Source organism: Vibrio sp. T3Y01 (genome assembly GCF_013114525.1).
Lineage (GTDB): Bacteria > Pseudomonadota > Gammaproteobacteria > Enterobacterales > Vibrionaceae > Vibrio > Vibrio chagasii_B.
Window position 1 is genome coordinate 135,354 of sequence record NZ_VTXJ01000011.1, and the last position, 25,320, is coordinate 160,673.

A 25,320-nucleotide genomic window follows, 5' to 3' on the forward strand; every position below is an offset into this window, starting at 1 on the left:
GATAATAAAGCGTTGAGCTTAAATTATTGAACTTGGCAGTTTAAGCAAAAAGCGTAACGGCCTTGTGGGTCGTTAAAGTTGCTTAATAGTTGGCTATCTTGAGCTAACTGCTGCGTAACCGGCTGCAAACTGCTTGGTATCATTGACTGAATATCAAGGCCAATCGACATCTGAACTTGGTTCATAAATTCTTGAATAAACTGCTCAGTGGCTGAAAGTGGCTCTTCTACCCAGTAGATGTTGTAGCTTTCGAGTTCTGCAAGTGAAGCGGCGGCTGCAATCGCGTCATCGAAGTCACCAATTTCATCGACTAAACCGTTTTGCATAGCGTCTTGACCTGTCCATACGCGACCTTGAGCAATTTTATCGACCGCATCAACATCCATTCCACGGTTTTCTCCAACTAGACCGATGAATCGGCGGTAGCCATGTTCAATACCCATCTGGAACGCATCTTTCGCGCCCTCAGTTAGGCCGGTGGTGATACCAAGACCTGAGAACGGTGATGTGCCAACGCCATCAGTATAAACACCAATATCATTTAAGCCTTTTTCGAAGGTAGTGATGACACTGAAGATACCAATCGAGCCAGTTAACGTAGTTGGTTGAGCGAGGATCTTGTCTGCGCCCATTGAGATCCAGTAACCACCAGAAGCGGCAAGGCTAGACATTGACACAACTACAGGCTTACCCGCTTGCTTAATCGCTTCTATTTCATTGCGAATAATTTCTGAAGCAAATGCGCTGCCGCCAGGGCTATCCACTCTAAGAACAACGGCTTTAACTTTGTCATCGTTACGAGCTTGGCGAAGTAGAGCCGCGGTTGTATCGCCACCCACGGTGCCACGTGGCTGTTTGCCATCCATAATAGCGCCGCTAGCAACAATCACAGCTACATCGTGTGATTCACTGCTCATGTCTGGAAGCATGGTTGCACGGTACTCGTAGTAGCCAAGTGCGTTGTAACTGTCTTGACCATCACTGCCGAACACATCTGCAAGCTCTAGTCGAACTTGCTGGCGAGTGGCTAGCTCATCCACCAAACCAAGTTTTTCCGCCAGTTTCGCGATATCGCCATCAACAGATTCAAGCTCTTTCAAGAAAGTGTCCATGCTTGGATTGAGTGTCTTCGCATCAATTTGGCGGTTATTGCTCACATCATCAACGTAAGCGCTCCAAAGTTGACCCAACCAACGTGATGCCGACTCTTTGGCTGCGTCAGACATGTCGTCACGAATGAATGGCTCAATCGCTGATTTGTAAGTGCCCACGCGGAACACATGAGTGTTCACATCGAGCTTCTCTAATAAGGTTTTGTAGTAAAGCGAGTAGGCGCTGTAACCTTTAAGAAGTACACCACCATCAGGCGACATGTATACCTTAGTTGCGTAGCTTGCTAGGTAGTATTGGCTTTGGTTGTAGAAGTCACCCACCGCATAAATTGGCTTTCCTGAAGCTTTAAACTCATTTAAGGCTTTAGCGATGTAGCGCAGTTTAGTTAGGTTGGTCTCTGGCAGCTCTTTAAGTGCCAAAACAATACCTGTTACATTGTCATCGTCTTTGGCATAGCGAATGGTTTCAACGATATCAAAGAGAATATTTTCTTTTGGCAGATCTTTGCCCAGCAGCGAACCGGTAACGGAATCCATCGGATTGATATAACGGCTTTGTTCAACAATCGGACCTGACAGGTTTAACACTAAAGCAGATTGTTGTGGCACGGTCGGCGGCGCTGTGTCTGAGTGGAAGTACACAAAGTAGATAACGGCAATACTGAGCAAGAAGATTAGGTTAACAAGCGCAACACGTACAAACGTAATCAGCTTCCATATCCCTTTGAAGATCATGCCTATAAATTTGAATATTTTTTTCATTCTGTCTCCGCAGTGAGATTATGTCGCTTTAACAAGCAGCAGTACCATTAATCTCAATAATATGAACTGCTTAGTATCCTACGATAATTCCCTAATTCAAACTATACCAAGAAGTGTTAATCGATTTATATTCTCATTAAGTGTAGACAGATTAAGAACTTCTGAACGATTAATACCTTCAGCATTATGATCGGTGTTACAAAAATGTAAACGGTTGTTTGAACTTTTGGTGATTGAACTATACTGTGGTCAGACCACAAGGATAAATAATAGAAGTGATGTCTGCCATGTACCCACATTTACTTGAACCACTCGATCTTGGATTTACTCAGTTACGTAACCGTGTATTGATGGGATCAATGCACACCGGCTTAGAAGAGCACAAAGAAGGCCTACATAAACTCGCCGCGTTTTACGAAGAGCGAGCAAAAGGAGGCGTTGGCCTAATTGTTACAGGCGGCTTTTCTCCGAACTTACGTGGCAGATTATCCCCATTTAGTGCTGAATTCAGCAAAGTTAAGCACGCGAAAGCGCACCAAGTTGTTACCGAAGCGGTACATAAGCACGGCGGGAAAATTGCGTTGCAGCTACTTCATGCTGGTCGATATGCGATGCACCCATTCGCGCAGAGTGCGTCAGGTATAAAAGCACCAATCGCCAAGTTTGCGCCAAGTGAAATGAGCCCTCGCCAAATCAAAAAGACCATCAATGCCTTTGCCAACAGTGCCGAACTTGCTCAAGTTGCAGGTTACGACGGCATTGAAATCATGGGCTCTGAAGGCTACTTGATTAACCAATTCATCTGTAAGCGTACCAACATGCGTTACGACGAGTGGGGCGGTTCTTATGAGAAGCGTATGCGTTTCCCGCTAGAGATCGTGAAATCGATTCGCGAAGCTGTGGGCAAGGATTTCATCATTATCTTCCGACTGTCGATGCTAGATTTGGTTGAGCAAGGTAGCACCTTTGAAGATGTTGTGTTGCTGGCTCAAAAGCTTGAAGAGGCGGGCGTTACCATTATCAATACGGGTATTGGTTGGCATGAAGCACGTATCCCAACTATCGCGACACAAGTACCACGTGGTGCTTTCTCATGGGTTACTGAGAAAGTGAAACCGTATGTTTCTATTCCGGTGATCACTTGTAACCGTATCAATACACCTGAAGAAGCAGAACGTATTATCAGCTCCGGTCAGGCCGACATGGTCTCCATGGCTCGCCCTTTCTTGGCTGACCCTGATTTCGTCAATAAAGCCGCGCAAGATCAAGCACAGTTCATCAACACCTGTATTGGTTGTAACCAAGCGTGTCTTGATAACGTATTCAAAGGGAAACGTGCGAGCTGTTTGGTTAATCCACGAGCGTGTCACGAGACTGAAATTGTCGTTCAACCCGCACCAGCGACTAAGACTATAGCAGTTGTAGGTGCAGGCCCTGCAGGTTTAGCTTGTGCGACGACTTTGGCTCAACGCGGGCATAAAGTTGATTTAATTGAGAAAAATGATCGTATAGGCGGTCAGTTTAGACTAGCAATGCAGATCCCGGGCAAAGAAGAATTCAGAGAAACGATTCGTTATTTTGCTAACCAAATAGATGCATCGGGCGTGAACCTGAAACTGGATACTGAAGCTACGTTTGAGATGCTACTTAAGTACGATGAAGTGGTGATGGCTGCGGGTGTTGAGCCAAGAAAATTGAACATTGAAGGTATTGATCACGAGAACGTGGTCGATTATCAAACCTTGATTCGCGAAAAGACACCTGTAGGTGAAAAGGTCGCGATTGTTGGTGCTGGTGGTATCGGTGTCGATGTGGCAACTATGCTCACCGAGCCGACGTCCCATAGTTTAGACGATTGGCTACATGAGTGGGGCATCGATAAGAATATGGAACACCCAGGTGGCCTGTATCCTTACCCGGATTCATTCAGTGACAAAACGGTTTGGGTGATGCAACGTAAAGCGGGTCGTGTTGGTAAAGGCCCGGGTAAAACTACAGGTTGGATTCACAAACGCACACTAGAAAAACGTGGCGTGAATCTGTTGGGTGGCGTGAGCTACAACAAAATTGATGACCAAGGTTTGCATATCAGTGTTGGTAAACAAGATCAGGTATTAGATGCCGATTCCGTTATCGTGTGTGCAGGTCAAGTATCGGTGAGACCATTCGAAGATATGTGGCAAGAGTTTGGTGGCAAACTGCACGTGATTGGTGGTGCTGATTATGCTGGTGAGCTAGATGCTGTGCGCGCTATCCGTCAAGGTGTTGAACTAGCGATTAAGTTATAGAGCCAGTTAGCTAAGTTACTGAGATAGATGTTTGAACAAGGCTCCTAAGTCGTAGATTTAGGAGCCTTTATTGTGTCTAATCTAGTCTATATGGGGAGTCGTTGAGATTTATTATCGTTTGTATTCTGTGCTAAAGTTCAAGTATACAAATAATAAAGAAATAGTAAGGACTTCAAATGGATGCTTTGGATCTACTGCTCAACCGACGCTCTATCGCAAAACTCTCTGATCCGGCACCTGAAGGTGTAGCGTTAGAAAACATCATTAAAGCGGGCTTACGAGCTCCTGACCACGGTGCACTAACACCATGGCGCTTTGTTATCGCGCAAGGTTCAGGGCTACAGAAGCTATCTGACATCTTGGTTCGTGCTGCTGAAGCGGAAGAAAGCGAAGAAGCGGTGATTGAGAAAGTGAAAAAGGCGCCGTTCCGTGCTCCTATGGTAATTACTGTCATCGCTAAAGTAACCGAGCATGAGAAAGTACCAGCGATTGAACAACATCTTTCTGCAGGTTGTGCGGCGCAAGCAATGCAAATGGCGGCTGTCGCTCAAGGTTTCCAAGGTTTTTGGCGCTCAGGCAAATGGATGTTCCACCCAGAAGTTCATCAAGCATTTGGCCTAGAAGGCGACGACGAAATTGTTGGCTTCCTATACCTAGGTACGCCGGGCTGTACACCAATGAAAGTACCAGAGCGCGACTTCTCTAAGTTTGTTGAGTTTTTATAAAGAGCACTGAAGCTGAATAGTGGAATGCTAACTGTATAAACAACCAGTTTTTCTTGATTTATTAGGGTCACATTAGATAATGTGGCCCTAATTGTTTGTAGCATCTGGAAAAACATGTCTCGCCTTATTATTGCTGAAAAACCAAGCCTCGGCCGCGCGATCGCCGCTGCACTGCCAAATCCACAGAAGAAAGACCAAGGGTTCATTAAATGTGGCAACGGTGATGTAGTGACTTGGTGTATTGGACACTTATTGGAACAGGTTGAGCCAGACGCTTATGACGACCGCTACAAGAAATGGAACTTGGCCGATTTACCTATCGTGCCAGAGCAATGGCAGTTAAGGCCTCGTAAGACATCGAGTAAACAGCTCACGGTGATCCGAAAGCTATTGAAGGACGCCACTCAAATTGTTCACGCCGGAGACCCGGATAGAGAAGGGCAGCTGCTGGTTGATGAAGTGATTGATTACTGCAAGGTATCTAAAGCCAAGAAAGAGTCGATGGAAAGGCTGCTGATTAGTGATTTGAACTTACCAGCCGTGAAGCGTGCACTTTCTCAAATGCGCAGCAATCGCGACTTTATCCCTCTTTCTGTTTCAGCATTGGCACGCTCTAGAGCTGATTGGCTGTATGGCATGAACATGACTCGCGCTTATACCTTGCTGGGTCAAAAAGCCGGTTACCAAGGCGTTTTGTCGGTAGGGCGTGTGCAGACACCAGTACTTGGTTTGGTGGTGAGACGTGATGAAGAGATTGAAAACTTCATTCCTAAAGATTACTTCACTTTGCATGCCTTGATTCCTTACCAAAATAACGGACAGAGCTTTGATATTCGCGCTCGCTGGAAACCAAGTGAAGCCTGTAAGCCGTGGCAAGACGAAGAAGGCCGTGTACTCAATCGAAAGTTGGTTGAAAACGTCGCTCAGCGAATCGCGAACCAACCTGCAACTGTCACAGAGTCAGAGCAGAAGCAAAGTAAACAAGCTGCGCCACTTCCTTACTCTCTGTCTGCCTTGCAGATTGATGCCTCCAAACGTTTTGGCATGAGTGCTCAGCAGGTGTTGGACACCTGTCAGTCTTTATATGAGAAGCACAAGCTTATCACTTACCCACGTTCCGATAGCCGCTACCTTCCTAAAGAGCACTACCCTCAGCGAGAGTCGATCGTAGACGCCATCGCCAATAATGCGAAAGAGCTACAAAGTGGTGCTCAAGGCGCGGATCTCTCACTGAAATCAAAAGCATGGAACGACAGTAAGGTCGATGCTCACCACGCAATCATCCCAACACCGAAGAAATCATCGGTGAATGGTTTGTCTGCCAATGAGATGAAAATCTATCAACAAATCGCACGCCAGTATCTGATGCAGTTCTACCCACCGGCTGTGTTTGCGGACGCTAAGTTAGTGTTTGATATCGCTGGTGGCGTGTTCATCGCAAAAGGACGTCAGCTTATCAACCCAGGTTGGAAGGTGTTGATGGGTAAAACAGACACCGAAGAGAAAAGTGATGGTACTGATACGGTTCCACCGCTCGATAAAGGAACGGTGTTGACCTGCCGCGAAGGTGTCATTGGAGACAAGAAAACCGAGCCGCCGAAGCACTTCACAGAAGCGACACTGCTCCAAGCGATGACAGGTATTGCGCGTTTTGTCGCGAATAAGGATCTGAAAGCGATTTTGAAAGAGACCGATGGTCTTGGAACAGAGGCGACTCGTGCGGGCATTCTCGATACGCTATTTAAAAGGCAGCTGCTAACGCGCCAAGGTAAAAGCATTCATAGTAGCCCAGCAGGTAGAGGTTTGATTCATGCTCTACCTGAGGATTCGACCTTTCCAGACATGACAGCGCACTGGGAGCACCAGCTGCAAGGTATGGCAGAACGAAATCAAGCGTACCAACCTTTTATGCAAGCGCTGGAAAGCAAGATTGATGGCCTAATGGGGCGAGTGAAAACAGGGGAAGTACCTGAATCACTCCGTCATCTCCCTAAAGTCGAAAGACCCGCTTTTAAACGTCGTAAAGGTGGCAGTGCGAAGAAGTCTTATGCCAAGAACGGTTCGTATGCTAAGAAAGGCAATTCCGCTAAGAGGGGCACTAAAAGCTAGTACTTATCGGTAGAGGGATTAACGTCCGACCTTACGACCACAACGTTTAAACAATTGTTGCCAGTAATCAACATGACGGCGAGTTGATGCGCGAAAGGCTCGGTGCGTATCTTGGATGGGGAAGTAGTAGCTGTGGAGTTCTGGTTGAGCGTCAAACATTGCCAGTTGCGGAGCGAGCTGTTGATAGTAGCCATCCAGTTGCGCCATGTAAGGTTGTACCTTGCCAATGTATTGTTGCTCGAATACGTTGTTGAGGTAACGGAACTTAGTGGTGTCTCGTTGTTTTCCGCAGATGATATTGGCATCAAAAGTAGTGAGTTGCTTGGTGATGGTATCGAGTTCAACCGACGCACGAGCAAGCGAATAATACAGATCCCCAAGGGTAGAGCTCTTCTCTAACACCTCTTGCACCTCTGTGGTTTTGCCCGAAACAAGTGGTGTATTTAACGAATGGTTAAGATGCTCCAAGGCGTCGCTCGTCTGCCTTACTTGTTGACCAATATCCTGACGTAGCCACTGGCTACCACGCATCTGTGACTGCATGGCATCGCTAGCATAAATCAGGTTCCATTGATGGAGCGGAAACTGAGCGAGCTTCTGTTGCTCGATCCGTCTCAAGAGTTCGATGATTTCTGGGTCTAGCTCATCACTGGATAAGCACTTGCCTACGCCTTCGAGTAGAGCAACTTGATAATCGTAATTGCGGAATTCGTCCGCGACTTTTCCGAGCACTGAGTTACGCTCAGCAATCAGGTTGAAAAGCCCACATTGGCGAAGTTGATAGCTGTCGATGAGCCCAATAGAAACAGAGGGGACGTTTAGCAATAACTCTCGCTTTCTTGGCAACCCCTCAAACTCCCAGTCTTGTTTGAGCTCTTCAGCATCTTGCACTCTGGCTACCTTGATTTGATAGTCATCGAACAAGTCTCCAGGACCTTCCCCAAAACACCCTCCGAGCACCACGGTGATTAAAATCAGTAGTGAGCGTCGTACGAAGTTTGTAAGAAGGCGAAGATTCATGGGTTACCTACCAGTCTATTTCACTGCCATCGAAATTGAAGAAGTGACCACTTACTTCAGTTCTGGCAGATTCGATGACTTTAATAAGACCAGACGCTGAAGTGTCTGTATCAATAAGAGCATTAGGACCACCCATTTCTGTCTGTACCCAACCTGGATGCAGCGCCAATACCGTGAAGCCGTTGCTAGTTAGATCGTTGCTTAAACTTTTTACAACCGAGTTGAGAGCCGCTTTAGAAGAGCGATAGATGTAGCCTCCGCCAGAAGTATTTTCTGCCATGCTGCCCACTCGAGAAGACAAGCAAGCTATCTTTTTCAGGTCACTGGCTTCTAGCATAGGGAGAAGTGTTTCAACTAGCTTCAATGGCGCAATAGTGTTGACTTCAAAAACGCGTCGCCACTCTTCTACGTTGGTGTTACCCAGTCCGTAACCTTTAGGACCGTAATAGCCAGCATTGTTAATCAGAATATCAATGTGCTGTATCTGAGCTGGTAGTCTGCTGGTGGCTTGGTAATCAGTGATGTCTAGTTGAATGCAGGTTAAGTTGCTGTAATGTTCTGCGAGTGCCAGTAACTCATGTGCCGATGAAGTATCACGATAGGTAGCGTAAACGGTGTGATTGTCCTTAAGGTATTGTTGAGCAAGGCTTAAACCAATGCCTCGGTTTGCTCCAGTAATAAAAATAACGCTCATGGTGATTCCTTTTCAGTTCAATTAGTTAAGTGTGATGGCTTAACACAAGAAAATCAACGGCCCACCAACTGGCCATTAGCATTCCGACAAAAATCATTACTGCTGTCGCTGAGCCACAGATCACCCCAAGGGTAAGTATTAGGTTTTTCATTACTTTCTCTGAAGATTATTAGGGATAATGATAATTGTTATCATTAATATGGGTTGTCGCCAAGTCTGAGGCTGTTATGATTTTGAGAAAGATAAGCAATTAACTCGATTATGATTCCTTTAATTTACCACCCAATCTATTCACAGTTACCTTTACCAGAAGGCCATCGCTACCCAATCAACAAATATCAGTTGTTACATAGTGCTGTTGAGGCGCTGATGGATAGTGAACCTCGATGGAAGAGCAAGTTTGAAGTGTGCCAACCAACGCCCGTTTCGGTTGAGCAAGTAAAACAAGTACACGATAGTGACTATGTCGATTTACTCGTGTCTGGTAATTTGCCTGCGGCTAAAATGAGACGCATCGGTTTCCCGTGGAGCGAGCAACTTATTGAGAGAACACTCTACTCAAGTGGTGGAACCTGCTTGGCCGCTGAAATGGCAATAGAGAGTGGTTTAGCGATTCATTTGAGTGGTGGTTATCACCACGCGCATCATGATTTCGGCAGCGGATTTTGTTTGTTGAATGATTTGGTGTTAGCAGCAAAGCATGCACTTACCTTTGAGCAGGTTGATAAGGTGCTGATCGTAGACAGTGACGTACACCATGGCGATGGGACGGCGACACTCTGCCAAGAGAGCGATGAGATCATCACTTTGTCATTTCACTGCGACAAAAACTTCCCAGCAAGAAAGCCACTATCGGATCTGGATGTGCCATTAAGTCGCGAGACGGAAGATGAAGAGTTTCTGCGTTGTTTTGAGCAAGTGACTAAGCTGGCAATTGCGCATCACCAACCTGATCTGATCATTTATGATGCGGGTGTCGATATCCACCAAGACGATGAGTTGGGTTACTTGAATGTATCGACGCAAGGAATCTTTGAACGCGATTGCTTCATGATTAGCTTAGCAAAATCAGAGTCTATTCCAATGGCGTGTGTTGTTGGAGGAGGCTATCGAACTCAACATCAAGATTTAGTACCGATCCACATGCAGCTTTTGAAAGCGGCCCTAGCCGTGAATAGTTGACTTGCTGAGCTAGTTTTCTTCAGATACAAAAAAGCCGCTGATTTCTCAGCGGCTTTTTCTAATGTGGTGGAGGGATAGGGATTTGAACCCTAGAACCGCTATTAACGGTTGCCGGTTTTCAAGACCGGTGCTTTCGACCACTCAGCCATCCCTCCGATGCCGCGTATAATATAAGGGTGGCTTTCGCTTGTAAATACCCTTATTAACTGACTGCTTTTTTTATGAACGCTTTTCGCTGTTTTTGTATTGAATGGCCGTTTATTGTGCACTTTCTGATGGTTTATCTTAACTACCAACTAAAAACGGATAGCTAAAAGTTAAAAACGAGTGCCAAAGAACGGCATGTGTCCTAAGCCTGGTGAACTAAATAGGTAATAACAGGAATCTTTAGCTGAAAGTTTGGCAAAGTAATAGAAGGAGTAACGCTAGATAACCGAGAGACTGCGGTATTAACAGCTACTCAAGGTTCACTTAGTGTGAGGGGGAAAGCATAGAGATAAGTGGTAAACCCTAGATGCAAAAAAGCCGCTGATTTCTCAGCGGCTTTCTCTAATGTGGTGGAGGGATAGGGATTTGAACCCTAGAACCGCTATTAACGGTTGCCGGTTTTCAAGACCGGTGCTTTCGACCACTCAGCCATCCCTCCAGTGGCGTGAATAATATAAGGGCATGAGGATCTTGTAAACCCCTAATTTACATAAATTTGTTCTGTTGCTTGTTTTCTAGGCATTAACGGCAATAAAAAAGGGAAGCCATTGGCTTCCCTTCTTCGTTTGGTGATCATTTAATCATTTTTTGCGTAGAATCGCTGTAATTCAGTGAGGCCTTGCATGAGCACTGGTAAGCGAGGGCTTACATTTTTTAGTCGTTGGTAATCTTGGTCGTACAGTTTGTAGTTACCAAACTTATCTAGCACAGTAGTTTGCTTATCTGTCACAAGCGCTAACTCACGAGAATCACCCGCAAGAACCCATTTTCTCTTACGCTCATCAAACAAGCTGCGGCCGCTGCTAAAGTCAGTTGGGTTTGAAGATACACCCAGTAGCTCTTGCATTAGTGTTACTGAAATATCTAAGTGGCTAGAGCGGTGAGTGTACTCAGACGCTGATTTACCTGGCCAGCTGATAAACAGCGGAACCTGCAATTGATAACGACTGTAGTTAGAGTTTGCACCCCAGCTGTTAGTCTTGGTTTCGTTAAACTCAGTACCATGATTGGAGGTAATGATAACCACCGTATTATCGATAAGGTCTAAGCGTTCCAATTCTGCGTAGATGGTCGCAAGCTGTGCGTCCGCTGCTTGAGCTGACTTTTGATAATCAGCAGCAAAGCGCTCTGCGGTTGTTAACGCTGAGTCTGACTCGGCTTCTGAACTTGCAAAGTTGTCCAGTGTTGTCAGCTCAATAAAGTTAAACCAAGGGCGTTTAGCTTTCGGTGATTCCACCCAGCTTGACCAAGCTTGGATTGCACTCTGGTCATTAAACGTCGCTTGCTCTGACATGATCTTACGGCCTCGGAAGATGATGTCCGAGTAAAGTGTATCGTCAAAGTTGTCACCGCTGAATGCGGCCAACTTGTAATTGTGATTATCTAATACATCCAATAGTACTGAGCTCGCGCCTTGAGCTTCAATGCTGCTCGCATAGCTGCTCGGAAGGCCGTAGAACAAACCGAAAATACCAAACATGTCGTTACTAGAACTGTAATGGTTAGTAAAGTTGATCGACTGTTGCGCGAATGCATAGCTATTCGGCATTGATGCTTCGTTAAGAGCGTCTGAGCGTAGGTTATTCACGCTCACCATCAGGATGTTCAAGTCATCACTGCGGCGGTTGTATTGAATTTCTTCTAGCGGGTAGCTAACAAGGTTTACATTGCCTTTGTTCGCTTCTAAACGCTCTAGATATTCTTCACGGTCTAACAGACCATGTTTCTCCATAAAGCTTTTCGCTGTCATTGGGTAAGACAGTGGGAAGTTGGCTTTTTGGCTGGTAATTGGGTTATAGAAATACGCATCAGCCCACATGTAAGTCAGGTGGCTACTGATGAAACACAGGAAGAAGACGGCGGTAATAGGACGACCGATGTGTTTATGAGACAGTTTACGCTGCTTACGCCAAACCCACTCAGATAGACCGAGTTGCAGCAAGAAGATAAGCGGCATAACAATGAAGAGGTGCTGCAAGTCAGATGTGAATGCAGACTCCTCTCCACTGAATAAAACCTCCCACACGACAGGCGTCAGGTGGAGGTTTATATCTTGATACGTTTGGGTATCAATCAATAGGACAGTTAAACCTATGGTCGCAAAGCAAACGGCAACCAAACGTAATAACTTCCTCGACGGAAGAATAAATGTGAGCGGGAACAGCACTAATAGATAGAGCGCAAATACCAAAAAGCCGAAATGACCAACCCATGACGCAGCCAAATAGAACTGACCCAGCAGGGTTTCTGGCCAAGCAGATTGAGTGATATAACGAGTACCAATCAACATCGCAGCAATGATGTTGAAAAATGCAAACCAGTGACCCCAACCAACTAGGCGAGATACACGATCGCTATATGAGTTTGCGCTGTCTACCATTTATAATTCTTTTATCCGTCAATCAAATTTAGTGAGACTTTTTATCTTCAAGAGAAGAAATTAAAGCCTCGGCAAATTTTTCAGCAATTCCTTTGCGTTGTGAAGCAGCAACGTTCTGATTTAAGACATTGGTTGCGATATTTCCAGCGATCATCAGTGAAAGTTCTGGTGAAGCTTTGTGCTTAGATAGTACAGCACCTACTTCAGCTAGGATTTTTTCAACTTGTTCATCTGTGTATTTAGATATAATCGGCATAAGGACTCTAATAATGATAGTAAAAGCGGCTTATGATAACCTACTATGCACGACAACTGAAACCTGAACGGTAATATTTTCACTATGAGCCTTCACCTTTCCAACGTAATTTTACACCAGCTGAGCAAGAACGATCAGGAAGAACTGATTGTTAACTATCGTGCTGAATCTCTAGAAAACGATGCTTCTTCTGAAAGCCTAGTTGCTGAACTTCATCGTGTTTTTAACTCAAAAGCAGGCAAAGGGTTTGGTTCTTTCAAATCTGACAGCGAATTCCAACAGTGGTTGCATCAACTTCGTGCTGGTGAGACAAACTTTTACGATTTTTCTCAAAAGAGTGCGCAACGTCTAAAAGACGAGCTTTCAAAATACCCATTTGCTGATGAAGGCATCTTGGTAATGGCTGAATATCAGTCACTTGCAACTGACTACCTTTTCATTGGTCTACTGCCTTCAAACCAAAGCTTGAAGGTAACAGAAGGGTTAGATATCAGTGCGACTGACTACTTAGATATCTCTAAAATGGACATCGCAGCTCGCTTAGATCTTTCTACTTACGAGACAGACAAAGAGTCAAACCGTTACCTAACGTACATTAAAGGACGTGTTGGTCGTAAAGTGGCCGACTTCTTCTTAGATTTTCTTCAAGCGGAAGTAGGTCTGGATGCAAAACTGCAAAACCAGGTGCTGATGCAAGCGGTAGAAGATTTTGTTTCTGACTCTAAATTAGAGAAAGAGGAAGCGATCAGCTACAAAAAGCAGGTTGCTGATTACTGTAACGAGCAGTTAAAAGCGGGTGATGAGGTTCAAGTGCGTGAACTGTCTGGCGAATTACCAGCAAGCTCAGATGGCACCAGCTTCTTTGACTATACTAGTGAGCAAGGCTACGAGTTAGAAGACAGCTTCCCTGCAGATCGCGCAACTATGCGTAAACTAACAAAATTTGTTGGTGCTGGTGGCGGTTTGAATGTTAGTTTTGATAGTCTGCTTCTAGGCGAGCGTATCTTCTATGATCCGGAGACAGATACACTAACGATTAAAGGCACACCGCCAAACTTACGTGACCAACTGACTCGTAATAAGTCATAGTCCGAAGTGAATAGGTAAGCGGCAGTAGGATGCTGTCGCTTGTTTTTGTGCTTTGTGTCTTCGCCATAGCAATAATGGCTTTAAGTTAACACGCACAAGGAATATAGATGGAACAATCAGTAGCAAAGCCCACTCGCTTTAATAAACCAGCCACTTTCTTAGTTGTGATTTTGGTTCTGTGGCTACTTCCTTCATTGGCACTTCTCAACCTAAGCCGTTCCTACACAAACTCTCTTGCTCAAATCGAAGAGCTGGGTATTCGCGTTAACGAATTAAGACAGTCACTCTATTTCTCGGAACCACTTCGCGTCTCACGCATCAATGAGTTAGCTCTTGACGCTCAATTAGTTTATTCGATTCGACTTCAGATCGAATCCGATTTCCAAAACGCATTTTTCCGCCCTGACGTAAACCAACTGCTTTATGTGGCAGACCAGTTCTTGGACAAATTTGACGAGTTCATTCCAATCGAAAGTCAGGTTCAAGAGATTGTCGATAACATCAAGCTTTTACGTGCAGACAAGCAGTTATCTCCCAAGTTAAAACCGTTGCTAAATGAATTCGGAGTGGTGGTTTTTGAAGCCATGTATTCAGACAGCCAAAGCTCGTCGGCAACCTATCGAGCCTTTGATTCTATTCTTGAAAGATCTTACAAGTTAAAGACGGAGGAGCAGGACGCCATCCAACAGTTGTTGGCTGATGCTTCTGCTTTATTGGTGGATTATGCTCAACTTAACTTTCTAGTCGATAAGATTAAACAGAACTCAGTGAATAAGCAGATCATCAAATTGGAGGCTGAGTATCATGAACGTCAGTTTAACCTTTTACTTGTGATGTTAGGTTTGAGCTTAGTGGCGATGGGTGCATTGGTTGTTTGGAGTATCAACGTGAGAAAATCGGCGCAGCAACCTAAAGCGGAGCTGAGTGCTGATCCCGAACCTAGCATGGAGAAGGTGGTTCAATTTTCTGATAAAGAAGAATTGTTTCCTGAAACCAGCGTGGAACCGCCTCCCTCAGTAACTGAAAAGCTTGAAAGTGATTCTGACGCCGCGTCGAATCAGCAGACACAACCTCTACAAACTATGGACACTGCAAGCCAACCTGATTTGCAAGAGGCGGCTTTGACTGAGAGGCATGTTGCCAGTGTGACGGATTCAAAGCCCGCGATTGATATTGAAGATATGCTCGAAACACTCGATGGCGATGCGGAATCGGTAGAATTGTTGCTTGGGGTTTTTGTCCAAGACCACGCTAACGACTTTGAAAAGTTTAAAGCGCTGTTGACCAAAGATGAAACCTCAGCTGCTCGTATTGTGCACAGTCTAAAAGGTGTGGCAGGCAGCATTAAAGCATCGCGATTAGCGATTATTGCCGCAAGTATCGAGATGACAATGAAGCAATCCAGAGCCATCAGTGAACATGATCTGACTGAGCTTGAGCAGGCGATAAAAGCCTCGGTGGATTCCGCTGTCGAATATTTAGATAATCAGCGTTAACTTTTGCGGGAGTTTTGACAATACTCTGACGAAGCGCTCATACAATCCGCGCCCTTAGTCTTTGTCAGAGGTTTTTATGTTACGAGTTTTGAGTCGAAGTTGGATGGTGTTGGTGCTTAGCATTGTGCTAAGTGGTTGTTCTCTCTTAGAAGTTAAGTTAGATAGTCAGACGACGCCTCTCACTCAACAAGAGCTGAATGCTCGGCTCATGACGCGTGAATACGCTAAGTTGTTTTTTACACAAGTAGAAGACTCGGCTGATTTAATCGCGCAATCTTATCCTGCCGATGACACCTTACATCAATCTTATGTGTTGCTTTGGAAAATCCACGCAGAGCAGGGCTTACAACAAGCGGCTTACCAAACTTCTCCTATGTCTGCTCTCATCGATACTTGGGTGTTTACTGCACAAATGAATCAATTCTATGCCGAAGGTGAAGGAGCGGATCTGTTCACGGCGGATCATGCGGTTAACACAGCACGTTCTCTCGACCAAGAAGCGGAAAAGCTAGCAAAGGGCGTTTTGAGCTCGAGTGATTTTAAAAAGAGCAAGGCATTTGTTGCCGAATTTGTTGCGAGCAATCCCTTTAAAGATCTTACCTTCAGAAGTACGCCCGCTTATCGAGAATGGCTTGCTTACCTTGGTAAAGATGAATCACAGATCGTTCAGAGCCTAGGCACCATGCCAGAAGCCATGAGCGACGCATCAGACCGTTTAAGCTTAATGGCGGACCAAACGCCAAAACTGATGTCTTGGAAAGCAGAGTTAGTGGCGATGAACAGCTCACTGACCGGTGAAGATTTGTCTATGACACTAGAAAGCCTTCGCCAAACGTCAGCAAGCATGCAGGACTTCATTGAGAACAACCCTGAATACATGCAAACACTGGCTTCCATTATGTCGGCAGAAATGCAGCCGCTGCTTAATGATCTTAGCGACAAAACAGACCAAAAGCTGGCTATGCTGAGTGATGAGCGTGTGGCGTTAGAAAAGATGGTAACGCGTGAGAGAGAAGCTCTGGTGCAGATGATTGAGAAAGAGCGTATTGAGATTGCAGGTATCGTGACATCTGAAAGAGAACTGTTCACTCAGGATTTAGACCGTGTCTCTCAAGAGGTCGTTGTACTTGCGATTGATAAGCTGATGGAGCTAATCAAAGGTGTGATTATCTACTTCATCTTATTTATCTTAGTGGTGTTCTTTGCACCTTTAGGTATCGGTTATTGGTTGGGTAAACGAACCGCCAACAAATAAGCAAATCATCAGATAAGAAAAGAGCGCTCTAGGGCGCTCTTTTTGCATTTATATCATTAACGGTTTGTTTTACGTTCTAACGTTTTTGAACGATGAACTACTAGGCTTGTTGCTTTGTCAGCTCTGCCGCTTCTTCCGTTTCAACGACCGGAGCTGTTGGTTCACACTTATCAACGAACCAACCCATGTAAGAGGTTACGATAGTGACGATGATACAGATGAAGCTTAGCCACATGAATGGTGCGTATGACAGCGTCGCAACGCCTAGAATACTCGCCATGTAGATACCGTTGTCACTCCAAGGCACCATACCTGATGTCAACGTACCGCCGAACTCAGCGTTACGAGAAAGGTTCTTACGTTTGTAACCTAGGCGGTCGTAGTTTTTCGCACAGATTTTTGGTGTCAGGATCAGTGATACGTACATTGCAGAGCCAAACACGTTACCCATGAAAGCCGTACCAATCGTGCTGGTTGCTAGCGAACCTGCGCTGTTTACGCGGCGTTCGAAGACTTTTGCGATGGTTTCTAGTACGCCTACTTTATCCAGTAAGCCACCAAAACCAAGGCCGAACACGATAACTGCAACTGAACCAAGCATTGAAGACATACCACCGCGGTTTAGGATTGAGTCAATGAAGTCGACGCCAGATGAGATGGAGAACGGTGCCCATGCTGTGTTGAATGCTGTTAGGAAGTCGATCTCTTGAATCATAACTGCCCAGATAATACCGAGCAGAGAACCAAAGCTGATTACTGGGAATGAAGGCATACGGAAAGCCAGTAGGCCTAATACGATCAGTACCGGAACAAATGAGTATGGCGTGATGTAGAACTGAACTTCCATCGCTTTGATAACAGATTCTACTTGGCTCATGTCAACGTTACCGGCGTAGTGGAAGCCAAACGCGGTAAACATGATGCCAGTAATAACGTAGCTGATTAATGCTACAGGCAGCATGCCTTTGATATGTTCAACCACTTCTACGTTAGACATAGAAGAAGCCAAAATTACTGAATCAGAAAGTGGAGACATTTTGTCACCGAAGTAACAACCTGACAGTACTGCACCTGCCGTAATTGGCGCTGGAACACCTAGGCCTTGGCCAATACCCATCATCGCAATACCCGCTGTACCAGCGGCACCCCAAGAAGTACCAGTAGCCAACGCTGTTAGAGAACAGATGATCATGGTCGCCAAAAGGAAGATAGAAGGATGGATAGCTTTCAGACCATAGTAAATGATGGTCGGTACGATCCCGCCAGAGATCCAAGTACCAACAAGAGCGCCAACGGCTAAAAGTATTAAAACTGCGCCTAAACCGTTAGATATTCCTTTGAGTGCTGCTTTTTCTAAGTCTTTGTATTGGTGTCCAAGACGAATACCAAGCACCATGATAATGAACCAACCAATGTACAAGGCAAGTTGGATTGGAAGGTCAAGCTTTGCTGTAAAGGAAAAAGCAAGGGATAGAAATAGTCCTAACGCGATGAATACCTGCATCAGGTTCGGTAGGCGAGTTTTACTCTGCTTCATAAAAGCCTCTTGTGATTTCGAGCATTTATAGTGCTTCATTATATTGTGGGGTACGAAATGGACACTACAGTAATTAGATTATTATATCGAAAAAATACACTTAAGTTGTGATATTTGACTGCATATCGGACCTGTTATGGTTTCATAATCTAATTTTTTGTTAAATTCATGATTGTTACATGTTGAATTCTGTCGCACGTTGTTTTCGTTTTGTAAAATAAAATGCCAATTAACCATGGTTTAATAGAGGGAATTACTGTTTGTGATCGGAGTTCTGTTGTTAGGTTTAGCGTGCTAAATCGTTGAATTTTGCGGTGTTGCTCTTCCTATCAATAAGCTGGAGGCTGAATCTCTGTACTGAGATAACTTTGTGATTCATCGCGTTCACTTAAAAGAAACGAAAAAGTTACACTTTTTGACAAAAAGCACTTGAGTTCTGTTTCTGAAAAACTTATAGATGGGGGAGAGCAATTTTTTAATTTTATACATGGAGAGTGAGCGATGAGAGTAGGTCTAGTTGGTTGGCGCGGTATGGTGGGTTCTGTACTGATGCAACGTATGGTTGAAGAGAAAGACTTCGACCTGATTGAGCCTGTTTATTACAGCACATCTCAGATTGGTATTCCTGCCCCTGTTCTAGGCGGTAAAGATGCGGGTCTACTTCAAGATGCTTTTGACATTGATAGCCTTAAACAGTTAGATGCCGTAATTACCTGTCAAGGTGGTGACTACACATCAAAAGTATACCCAGCGCTACGTCAAGCGGGTTGGAAAGGTTACTGGATTGACGCTGCTTCTACTCTACGTATGGACGCTGATTCAATCATCACTCTTGACCCTGTTAACTTGGCTCAAATCCAACAAGGCATTCACAGCGGCACGAATACTTTTGTTGGCGGTAACTGCACAGTGAGCCTAATGCTTATGGCACTGGGCGGCCTGTATGAGAAAGGCATGGTTGAGTGGATGAGTGCCATGACTTACCAAGCAGCTTCAGGCGCAGGTGCTAAGAACATGCGTGAGCTTATCTCACAAATGGGTGTGATTAACGACAGCGTAAGCTCTGAGCTAGCGAACCCTGCAAGCTCAATTCTTGATATTGATAAGAAAGTTGCTGACACCATCCGTTCATCTTCATTCCCAACAGACCAGTTTGGTGCTCCTTTAGCGGGTTCTCTGATTCCTTGGATCGATGTGAAGCGTGAAAATGGTCAGAGCAAAGAAGAGTGGAAAGCGGGCGTTGAAGCGAACAAGATTCTTGGCCTAGATGGTCAGCCTATTCCAATTGATGGTACTTGTGTACGTATCGGTGCAATGCGTTGTCACGCTCAAGCACTTACGATCAAGCTTAAGCAAGACGTTCCAATGGATGAGATTGAAGAGATCATCGCAACTCACAACGATTGGGTTAAAGTAATTCCTAACGACCGTGACATTACGGCGCAAGAACTGACTCCGGCTAAAGTAACAGGCACTATGTCTGTACCAGTAGGTCGTCTGCGTAAGATGTCTATGGGTAACGACTTCCTAAACGCATTCACGGTTGGTGACCAACTGCTTTGGGGTGCAGCAGAACCACTACGTCGTACTTTACGTATTATCCTAGCTGAAAAAGCGTAATCGAAAGCTCTTTCCATTCAAAAGTTAAGCAGGCGCCACTCTTTGTGAATGCTTAGCTTCGTGAGAGACAAAAGCCGGTGTTAATACATCGGCTTTTTTGATCGCGGAAGGTTGATTAATTTCACTCGCAACTTCACTTAACTTTTCTCGTTTGCTATGGGACAAGGAAGAGATCCCCAACTCGTTCGTTCCTCACTCTTGAGGGTGACGTTTTTCTCCTAACTTAAATTGTGTCATTTCCGATAGCGACGGAGGAGCGTAGTCGGGAATCTAGCTTTTGCTCAGTGAATCAACAACAAAAAAGGTGACGGTAAACGCCACCCTTTCTAGTCCCTTAATATTTCATTATCCGGTTCTCGAAACTGCTCTTAAATCCTTTCGCATCTCGCTACTCGAATCCCGTATCTGCTCTTAGCTCTCTTCAGTAACGACTCGTTTGTCAGGGTCGGCCAATTCACTGGCACAGTGTTTACAATAGATGGCATCAGAATCATGACCCGCGCGATTGCAGTTTGGGCATTTGACTAACTCTTTATGCGAGTTCATTTCATTACTGAGTTCGGCGGTAATAATCCCGGTCGGCACCGCAAGGATGGAATAACCTAACAACATGGTCAAAGATGCAATAGCTTTGCCGATTGCCGTTTGTGGAACCATGTCTCCGTAACCAACGGTTGTGATCGTCACAATCGCCCAATAGATACTGTGAGGGATACTGGTGAAGCCATTCTCAGGTCCTTCAATAACAAAGATCAAAGCACCAAAGATCACAACCAAGATGCCGACTGTACTGAAGAAGATGAGAATTTTTCGTCTCGCCATTAACAGTGAGCGCAGCAATATGTTGGAGTCTTGTAAATAGCGAACTAGCTTGAGAATTCGGAAGATACGCATCACACGTAGCAATCTCACTACCCCCATAAACGAAGCGCCCGGGAAGATGATCGCTAGGTAGGTTGGGAGAATCGCTAACAGGTCAACGACACCATAAAAGCTGGTAGCGTAAGATTTCGGTTTTGGAGAACAGTAGAGCCTTAGCAGATACTCGACGGTGAATAAGGCGGTAAAGCTGTATTCTATGTAACGAAGCTCTTGCGACCATTCCGTCATGACATTAGGGATAGACTCAAGAATAAGAACCAGCAACGAAGCCAAAATTGCAACGATCAGTGAAATATCAAATGCGCGTCCGGCTGGCGTGTGCGTGCCAAAGATAATGACGTACAAATGATGCTTAAGTGGCTTGCGTGACATAAGGAAAGCTTCGTCTTCTATTAAATGCGTTAACCGTCATTATACAAGCTTCATAATAACGAGGCGAGTGAAAGCCAAATTGCTTTCCTCGCCTCATATGTGTTCCACATTAAATAGCCGCAGTTAAGCGACCCTGTGCTGTTAGTCGCTATGCTAAACCTGGGAATAGGTTACGCAAGCCATTCGCAATGAACTCGATGCCAAGTGCACCAAGAATCAAGCCCATGATACGGGTGATAACGTTAATCCCGGTTTGACCTAAAAAGCGCACGATAACAGGCGCTGAACGGAACAAAAGCCAAGAGCAAGTTGCGAATGCAATAATACTGATACCAATTCCAATGGTATCAATTGCCGCAGGATAACGAGAACCGTAAACAATAGTAGAACTGATTGCACCTGGGCCTGCCATTAGCGGCATAGCCAGCGGAACAACGCCGATCTGCTCTTTACTGATGTATTCCGATTTCTCTTGTTTGTTCTGCTTATCTTCACCGAGCTTACCGCTCATCATCGAAAATGCGATGCTCAATAACAGTAAACCACCCGCTACGCGAAACGAGTCTAGTGAAATGCTAAACATATCGAGTAGCAACTGACCTGCAACTAGCGACACGATCAAGATAACAGCAACGGCAATATTAGCTTGTAAGGCTGTCCTGTTTCGCTCTTCTGGTGGCATATGAGCAGTTAAAGAAACAAAAACAGGCATGATGCCGATTGGGTTTACGGCTGCAACAAGCCCAAGGAAGAATTGCATAAAGATTGCGAGTTCTAAACCTTGCATGAGAGCGATCTCCAAGTAACGTTAAGTAGGGTAGTGGGTTTGATCTGACCTTTATCAGAGTGCGTAATGTAAGGGACAAATTCAATCAGAGCGAATGAAAAAAACTAACGTGAAGAGGGGGCTATTTTTTAGAAAAACTAATTGAGTGTGAGATGTGTAATGCTGTTGTTACAAAGTGTTTTCTCGTGTTTCATGTTGTAACGTGATTTGAGTTAAATGTTACCTCGCGCACGCTTTTAATAAAAATTATGACAGTTTCTAGCTGGTTGCAACGGTATGGATATACTCTCAGTAGCACAGTTTTGGCCGTATACATGTAAGTGAGCTGACTAAAAATGAAACTTTTTTACAGTTTATGACGCTATGTAGAAAAAAGTTGTCTGTTTGCTTGTTTTTTGTGCGAACGAAAAGTGTGATATTAATCTATATAAATCATGCTCTTAAGTTCATTTTTGCGATTGCCTTACTACTTTCTGGTTAATTCCTTTTGGGTAACTGATCTGGGTCAATTTTTTTCACACAGTGAAATAATATACTCAGCCCTGAAAGCAATTTACTAAGAGCGCTGGTGTTTAAGGTTAACGGCAAGCAGCGAGTTTAATAAAAAGTTTTTAATATTTATTATTTTAGGAGATCCACCATGCCTGTAACTAACTTAGCGGAACTTGATGCTCTAGTAGCTCGCGTTAAAGCAGCACAAGAAGAGTTTGCAACATTCTCTCAAGAGAAAGTAGACGCAATCTTCCGCGCAGCTTCTCTTGCTGCTAACCACGCTCGTATTCCACTTGCACAACAAGCAGTAGCTGAATCTGGAATGGGTATTGTTGAAGATAAGGTTATCAAAAACCACTTTGCATCTGAATTTATCTACAACAAATACAAAGACGAAAAAACATGTGGCATCTTAGAAGAAGATGACAACCTAGGCACAATGACTATCGCTGAGCCTGTAGGTATCATCTGTGGTATCGTTCCAACAACGAACCCAACTTCTACAGCAATCTTCAAATCTCTAATCTCTCTTAAAACACGTAACGGCATCATCTTCTCGCCACACCCACGTGCAAAGAACTCAACTAACGACGCAGCGAAACTTGTACTAGACGCAGCGGTTGCAGCGGGTGCTCCAAAAGACATCATCGGTTGGATCGACCAACCATCTGTAGAGCTTTCTAACGCGCTTATGAAGCACGACGGTATCGCACTTATCCTTGCTACTGGTGGTCCAGGCATGGTTAAAGCAGCATACTCTTCTGGTAAGCCTGCTATCGGTGTTGGTGCTGGTAACGTTCCTGTAGTTATCGATGAAACAGCTGACATCAAACGTGCTGTAGCATCTATCCTAATGTCTAAGACATTCGATAACGGCGTTGTATGTGCTTCTGAGCAAGCTGCAATCGTTGTTAGCGATGTATACGAAGAAGTTAAAGAGCGTTTCGCTTCTCACAAAGCTCACGTTCTGTCTAAAGCTGACGCAGATAAAGTACGTAAAGTACTTCTTATCGACGGCAACCTAAACGCTAAAATCGTAGGTCAACCTGCTCCAGCAATCGCTGAAATGGCAGGTGTTAAAGTTCCTGCTGATACAAAAGTACTTGTAGGTGAAGGTCTTGGTAAAGTTTCTTACGATGACGAATTCGCTCACGAGAAACTATCTCCAACTCTAGGTCTATTCCGCGCAGACGACTTCGAAGACGCTGTTGCTCAAGCGGTAACTATGGTTGAAATCGGTGGTATCGGTCATACATCTGGTCTTTACACTAACCAAGATACTAACGCAGAGCGCATCCGTTACTTCGGTGACAAGATGAAGACTGCTCGTATCCTAATCAACATCCCTACTACTCACGGTGGTATCGGTGACCTGTACAACTTCAACGTTGCACCTTCTCTAACTCTAGGTTGTGGTTCATGGGGTGGTAACTCTATCTCTGAGAACGTAGGTCCTAAGCACCTAATCAACAAGAAAACTGTAGCGAAGCGAGCTGAAAACATGTTGTGGCACAAACTACCTAAGTCTATCTACTTCCGTCGTGGTAGCCTTCCAATCGCAATGAGCGACCTAGAAGGCAAGAAACGCGCATTCCTAGTAACTGACCGTTTCCTATTCAACAACGGTTACGCTGATGACGTAGTTAGCCTGCTTAAAGCACAAGGCATCGAAGTTCAAACTTTCTTCGACGTAGAAGCGGATCCAACGCTATCTGTTGTTGAGAAAGGCGCTGAAGCAATGAAGAGCTTCCAACCTGACGTAATCCTTGCTCTAGGTGGCGGTTCTCCAATGGATGCTGCTAAGATCATGTGGGTTATGTACGAGCACCCAGAAACTCACTTCGAAGAACTAGCAATGCGCTTTATGGATATCCGTAAACGTATCTACAAGTTCCCTAAAATGGGTCAAAAAGCTGAGCTTGTATGTATCACTACAACTTCAGGTACTGGTTCAGAGGTTACTCCATTCGCTGTTGTTACAGACGACAAGACTGGTGCTAAGTACCCACTAGCTGACTACGAAATCACGCCAAACATGGCTATCGTTGATGCGAACCTAGTAATGAACATGCCTAAGTCTCTAACAGCGTTCGGTGGTTACGATGCAGTAACTCACGCTCTTGAAGCTTACGTATCTGTTCTAGCGAACGAATACTCAGACGGTCAAGCTCTTCAAGCACTTAAGATGCTTAAAGAATACCTACCATCAAGCTACAAAAATGGTGCGGCTGACCCAATCGCTCGTGAGAAAGTACACAACGCAGCAACTATCGCTGGTGTAGCATTTGCGAACGCATTCCTAGGTGTGTGTCACTCAATGGCTCACAAAATTGGTGCTGAGTTCCACCTACCGCACGGTCTTGCTAACGCACTACTTATCTCAAACGTGGTACGTTACAACGCGAACGATAACCCAACTAAGCAGACTGCATTCTCTCAGTACGACCGTCCACAAGCACGTCGTCGTTACGCAGAAGTTGCTGACCACCTAGGCCTAAGCCAAGCTGGTGACCGTACTGCTCAGAAGATTGAACGTCTACTAACTTGGTTAGAAGAGCTTAAGAAAGACCTAGACATCCCACTATCTATCCAAGCTGCGGGTGTTAACGAGTCTGACTTCATTGCTAAGCTAGACGAGCTAGCGGTTGAAGCGTTCGATGACCAATGTACAGGTGCTAACCCACGTTACCCACTAATCACTGAGCTTAAAGAAGTACTAACAACTTCTTACTACGGCGAAGCTTACGTTGAAGGTGAAACTTTCGAAGGTACTACAGTTATCCTTAAGAAAGCAGACCAAAAACCAGCTGAAGCAAAAGCGCCAAAAGCTAAGAAAGAAAAAGCTAACGCATAATAAGTAAGCATTAGTTTTGAGATAAGTTTTCGCTAGCACGATACTTATCTATCGGGAAAAGTTAAAAGCCCCAGTCGAAAGACTGGGGCTTTTTTTAGGTTCATCGCGGATTAGCGGGAACTAAAAACAAAAACGGTAGTAAGTGATATGGTTTAGTCGCCAAACAAAAATCATACACAAACTACCGTTTTCATGCCGAAT

At 44.9% G+C, this 25,320-nt stretch carries 17 protein-coding genes and 2 tRNA genes; 9 read left to right on the top strand and 10 right to left on the bottom strand.

All coding sequences use genetic code 11. The annotated features are described in order from the left end of the window. Window positions 1-23: 23 nt before the first annotated feature. On the bottom strand, window positions 24-1,874 hold the full coding sequence (gene sppA / locus F0232_RS14105) for a signal peptide peptidase SppA (RefSeq protein WP_105057432.1): 1,851 nt from the start codon (window positions 1,872-1,874) through the stop codon (window positions 24-26). Window positions 1,875-2,152: 278 nt separating this feature from the next. On the opposite strand from sppA, the gene F0232_RS14110 reads away from it, so the two are divergent. The 3 genes from F0232_RS14110 to F0232_RS14120 all read left to right on the top strand — a co-directional run bounded on the left by F0232_RS14110 (window position 2,153) and on the right by F0232_RS14120 (window position 6,996). Beyond that, window positions 2,153-4,162, top strand: a complete 2,010-nt coding sequence (locus tag F0232_RS14110) for an NADPH-dependent 2,4-dienoyl-CoA reductase (protein WP_171750849.1) — start codon at window positions 2,153-2,155, stop codon at window positions 4,160-4,162. Between the two features lie 176 nt (window positions 4,163-4,338). After that, on the top strand, window positions 4,339-4,887 hold the full coding sequence (locus F0232_RS14115; protein ID WP_004740667.1) for an NAD(P)H nitroreductase: 549 nt from the start codon (window positions 4,339-4,341) through the stop codon (window positions 4,885-4,887). 114 nt (window positions 4,888-5,001) lie between these two features. Then, entirely contained in the window at window positions 5,002-6,996 is a 1,995-nt protein-coding gene (locus tag F0232_RS14120) for a DNA topoisomerase III (RefSeq protein WP_105057431.1), read from the top strand. Between the two features lie 18 nt (window positions 6,997-7,014). Here F0232_RS14120 and F0232_RS14125 read toward each other — a convergent pair whose 3' ends face one another. Further along, on the bottom strand, window positions 7,015-8,016 hold the full coding sequence (locus tag F0232_RS14125) for a DUF3080 domain-containing protein (RefSeq protein WP_105057430.1): 1,002 nt from the start codon (window positions 8,014-8,016) through the stop codon (window positions 7,015-7,017). 7 nt (window positions 8,017-8,023) lie between these two features. After that, window positions 8,024-8,710: an SDR family oxidoreductase gene (locus F0232_RS14130; protein ID WP_061033752.1), complete on the bottom strand. Its 687-nt coding sequence runs from the start codon at window positions 8,708-8,710 to the stop codon at window positions 8,024-8,026. A 261-nt stretch (window positions 8,711-8,971) separates the two neighbouring features. On the opposite strand from F0232_RS14130, the gene F0232_RS14135 reads away from it, so the two are divergent. Next, on the top strand, window positions 8,972-9,892 hold the full coding sequence (locus F0232_RS14135; protein ID WP_061033753.1) for a histone deacetylase: 921 nt from the start codon (window positions 8,972-8,974) through the stop codon (window positions 9,890-9,892). A gap of 64 nt (window positions 9,893-9,956) precedes the next feature. Here F0232_RS14135 and F0232_RS14140 read toward each other — a convergent pair. From F0232_RS14140 to F0232_RS14155, 4 genes are all read right to left on the bottom strand, one after another. Further along, a tRNA-Ser gene (locus F0232_RS14140) sits at window positions 9,957-10,047 on the bottom strand. Between the two features lie 400 nt (window positions 10,048-10,447). Continuing rightward, window positions 10,448-10,538 (bottom strand) — tRNA-Ser (locus tag F0232_RS14145). Window positions 10,539-10,676: 138 nt separating this feature from the next. After that, window positions 10,677-12,479, bottom strand: a complete 1,803-nt coding sequence (locus F0232_RS14150; protein WP_061033754.1) for a DUF3413 domain-containing protein — start codon at window positions 12,477-12,479, stop codon at window positions 10,677-10,679. Window positions 12,480-12,507: 28 nt separating this feature from the next. Then, complete coding sequence (locus F0232_RS14155; RefSeq protein ID WP_004740674.1) at window positions 12,508-12,735, bottom strand: YejL family protein; 228 nt, start codon at window positions 12,733-12,735, stop codon at window positions 12,508-12,510. Window positions 12,736-12,819: 84 nt separating this feature from the next. Here F0232_RS14155 and yejK point away from each other — a divergent pair, with 84 nt between their 5' ends. From yejK to F0232_RS14170, 3 genes are all read left to right on the top strand, one after another. Beyond that, window positions 12,820-13,824, top strand: coding sequence for a nucleoid-associated protein YejK (gene yejK / locus F0232_RS14160; RefSeq protein ID WP_061033755.1), 1,005 nt, complete (start codon window positions 12,820-12,822; stop codon window positions 13,822-13,824). A 107-nt stretch (window positions 13,825-13,931) separates the two neighbouring features. Further along, window positions 13,932-15,320: an Hpt domain-containing protein gene (locus F0232_RS14165; protein WP_105057429.1), complete on the top strand. Its 1,389-nt coding sequence runs from the start codon at window positions 13,932-13,934 to the stop codon at window positions 15,318-15,320. Between the two features lie 76 nt (window positions 15,321-15,396). Beyond that, complete coding sequence (locus F0232_RS14170; protein WP_061033757.1) at window positions 15,397-16,575, top strand: hypothetical protein; 1,179 nt, start codon at window positions 15,397-15,399, stop codon at window positions 16,573-16,575. A gap of 100 nt (window positions 16,576-16,675) precedes the next feature. Here F0232_RS14170 and nhaC read toward each other — a convergent pair whose 3' ends face one another. Further along, entirely contained in the window at window positions 16,676-18,112 is a 1,437-nt protein-coding gene (gene nhaC, locus F0232_RS14175) for a Na+/H+ antiporter NhaC (RefSeq protein WP_061033758.1), read from the bottom strand. Window positions 18,113-18,613: 501 nt separating this feature from the next. On the opposite strand from nhaC, the gene asd reads away from it, so the two are divergent. Beyond that, a complete protein-coding gene (gene asd, locus F0232_RS14180; protein WP_008223285.1) occupies window positions 18,614-19,732 on the top strand; it encodes an aspartate-semialdehyde dehydrogenase in 1,119 nt (372 codons plus the stop codon). Between the two features lie 411 nt (window positions 19,733-20,143). Here asd and F0232_RS14185 read toward each other — a convergent pair whose 3' ends face one another. Next, window positions 20,144-20,986: an ion transporter gene (locus tag F0232_RS14185; RefSeq protein WP_105057428.1), complete on the bottom strand. Its 843-nt coding sequence runs from the start codon at window positions 20,984-20,986 to the stop codon at window positions 20,144-20,146. Between the two features lie 148 nt (window positions 20,987-21,134). Further along, the gene (locus F0232_RS14190) at window positions 21,135-21,773 is read right to left on the bottom strand and encodes a YchE family NAAT transporter (RefSeq protein WP_008223294.1); all 639 of its coding nucleotides are present in this window, start codon (window positions 21,771-21,773) and stop codon (window positions 21,135-21,137) included. Window positions 21,774-22,413: 640 nt separating this feature from the next. Here F0232_RS14190 and adhE point away from each other — a divergent pair. Then, the gene (gene adhE, locus F0232_RS14195) at window positions 22,414-25,119 is read left to right on the top strand and encodes a bifunctional acetaldehyde-CoA/alcohol dehydrogenase (protein ID WP_061033761.1); all 2,706 of its coding nucleotides are present in this window, start codon (window positions 22,414-22,416) and stop codon (window positions 25,117-25,119) included. The last annotated feature ends 201 nt before the right edge of the window (window positions 25,120-25,320 follow it).

Excerpts from the sequence above, each read along its gene's own strand:
- F0232_RS14165 (WP_105057429.1), top strand. The coding sequence starts at position 13,932 with ATGGAACAATCAGTAGCAAAGCCCACTCGCTTTAATAAACCAGCCACT.
- F0232_RS14125 (WP_105057430.1), bottom strand. The coding sequence starts at position 8,016 with ATGAATCTTCGCCTTCTTACAAACTTCGTACGACGCTCACTACTGATT.
- F0232_RS14170 (WP_061033757.1), top strand. The coding sequence starts at position 15,397 with ATGTTACGAGTTTTGAGTCGAAGTTGGATGGTGTTGGTGCTTAGCATT.
- yejK (WP_061033755.1), top strand. The coding sequence starts at position 12,820 with ATGAGCCTTCACCTTTCCAACGTAATTTTACACCAGCTGAGCAAGAAC.
- F0232_RS14155 (WP_004740674.1), bottom strand. The coding sequence starts at position 12,735 with ATGCCGATTATATCTAAATACACAGATGAACAAGTTGAAAAAATCCTA.
- adhE (WP_061033761.1), top strand. The coding sequence starts at position 22,414 with ATGCCTGTAACTAACTTAGCGGAACTTGATGCTCTAGTAGCTCGCGTT.
- F0232_RS14130 (WP_061033752.1), bottom strand. The coding sequence starts at position 8,710 with ATGAGCGTTATTTTTATTACTGGAGCAAACCGAGGCATTGGTTTAAGC.
- F0232_RS14190 (WP_008223294.1), bottom strand. The coding sequence starts at position 21,773 with ATGCAAGGTTTAGAACTCGCAATCTTTATGCAATTCTTCCTTGGGCTT.
- F0232_RS14120 (WP_105057431.1), top strand. The coding sequence starts at position 5,002 with ATGTCTCGCCTTATTATTGCTGAAAAACCAAGCCTCGGCCGCGCGATC.
- F0232_RS14150 (WP_061033754.1), bottom strand. The coding sequence starts at position 12,479 with ATGGTAGACAGCGCAAACTCATATAGCGATCGTGTATCTCGCCTAGTT.
- F0232_RS14110 (WP_171750849.1), top strand. The coding sequence starts at position 2,153 with ATGTCTGCCATGTACCCACATTTACTTGAACCACTCGATCTTGGATTT.
- F0232_RS14185 (WP_105057428.1), bottom strand. The coding sequence starts at position 20,986 with ATGTCACGCAAGCCACTTAAGCATCATTTGTACGTCATTATCTTTGGC.
- asd (WP_008223285.1), top strand. The coding sequence starts at position 18,614 with ATGAGAGTAGGTCTAGTTGGTTGGCGCGGTATGGTGGGTTCTGTACTG.
- F0232_RS14135 (WP_061033753.1), top strand. The coding sequence starts at position 8,972 with ATGATTCCTTTAATTTACCACCCAATCTATTCACAGTTACCTTTACCA.
- sppA (WP_105057432.1), bottom strand. The coding sequence starts at position 1,874 with ATGAAAAAAATATTCAAATTTATAGGCATGATCTTCAAAGGGATATGG.
- F0232_RS14115 (WP_004740667.1), top strand. The coding sequence starts at position 4,339 with ATGGATGCTTTGGATCTACTGCTCAACCGACGCTCTATCGCAAAACTC.
- nhaC (WP_061033758.1), bottom strand. The coding sequence starts at position 18,112 with ATGAAGCAGAGTAAAACTCGCCTACCGAACCTGATGCAGGTATTCATC.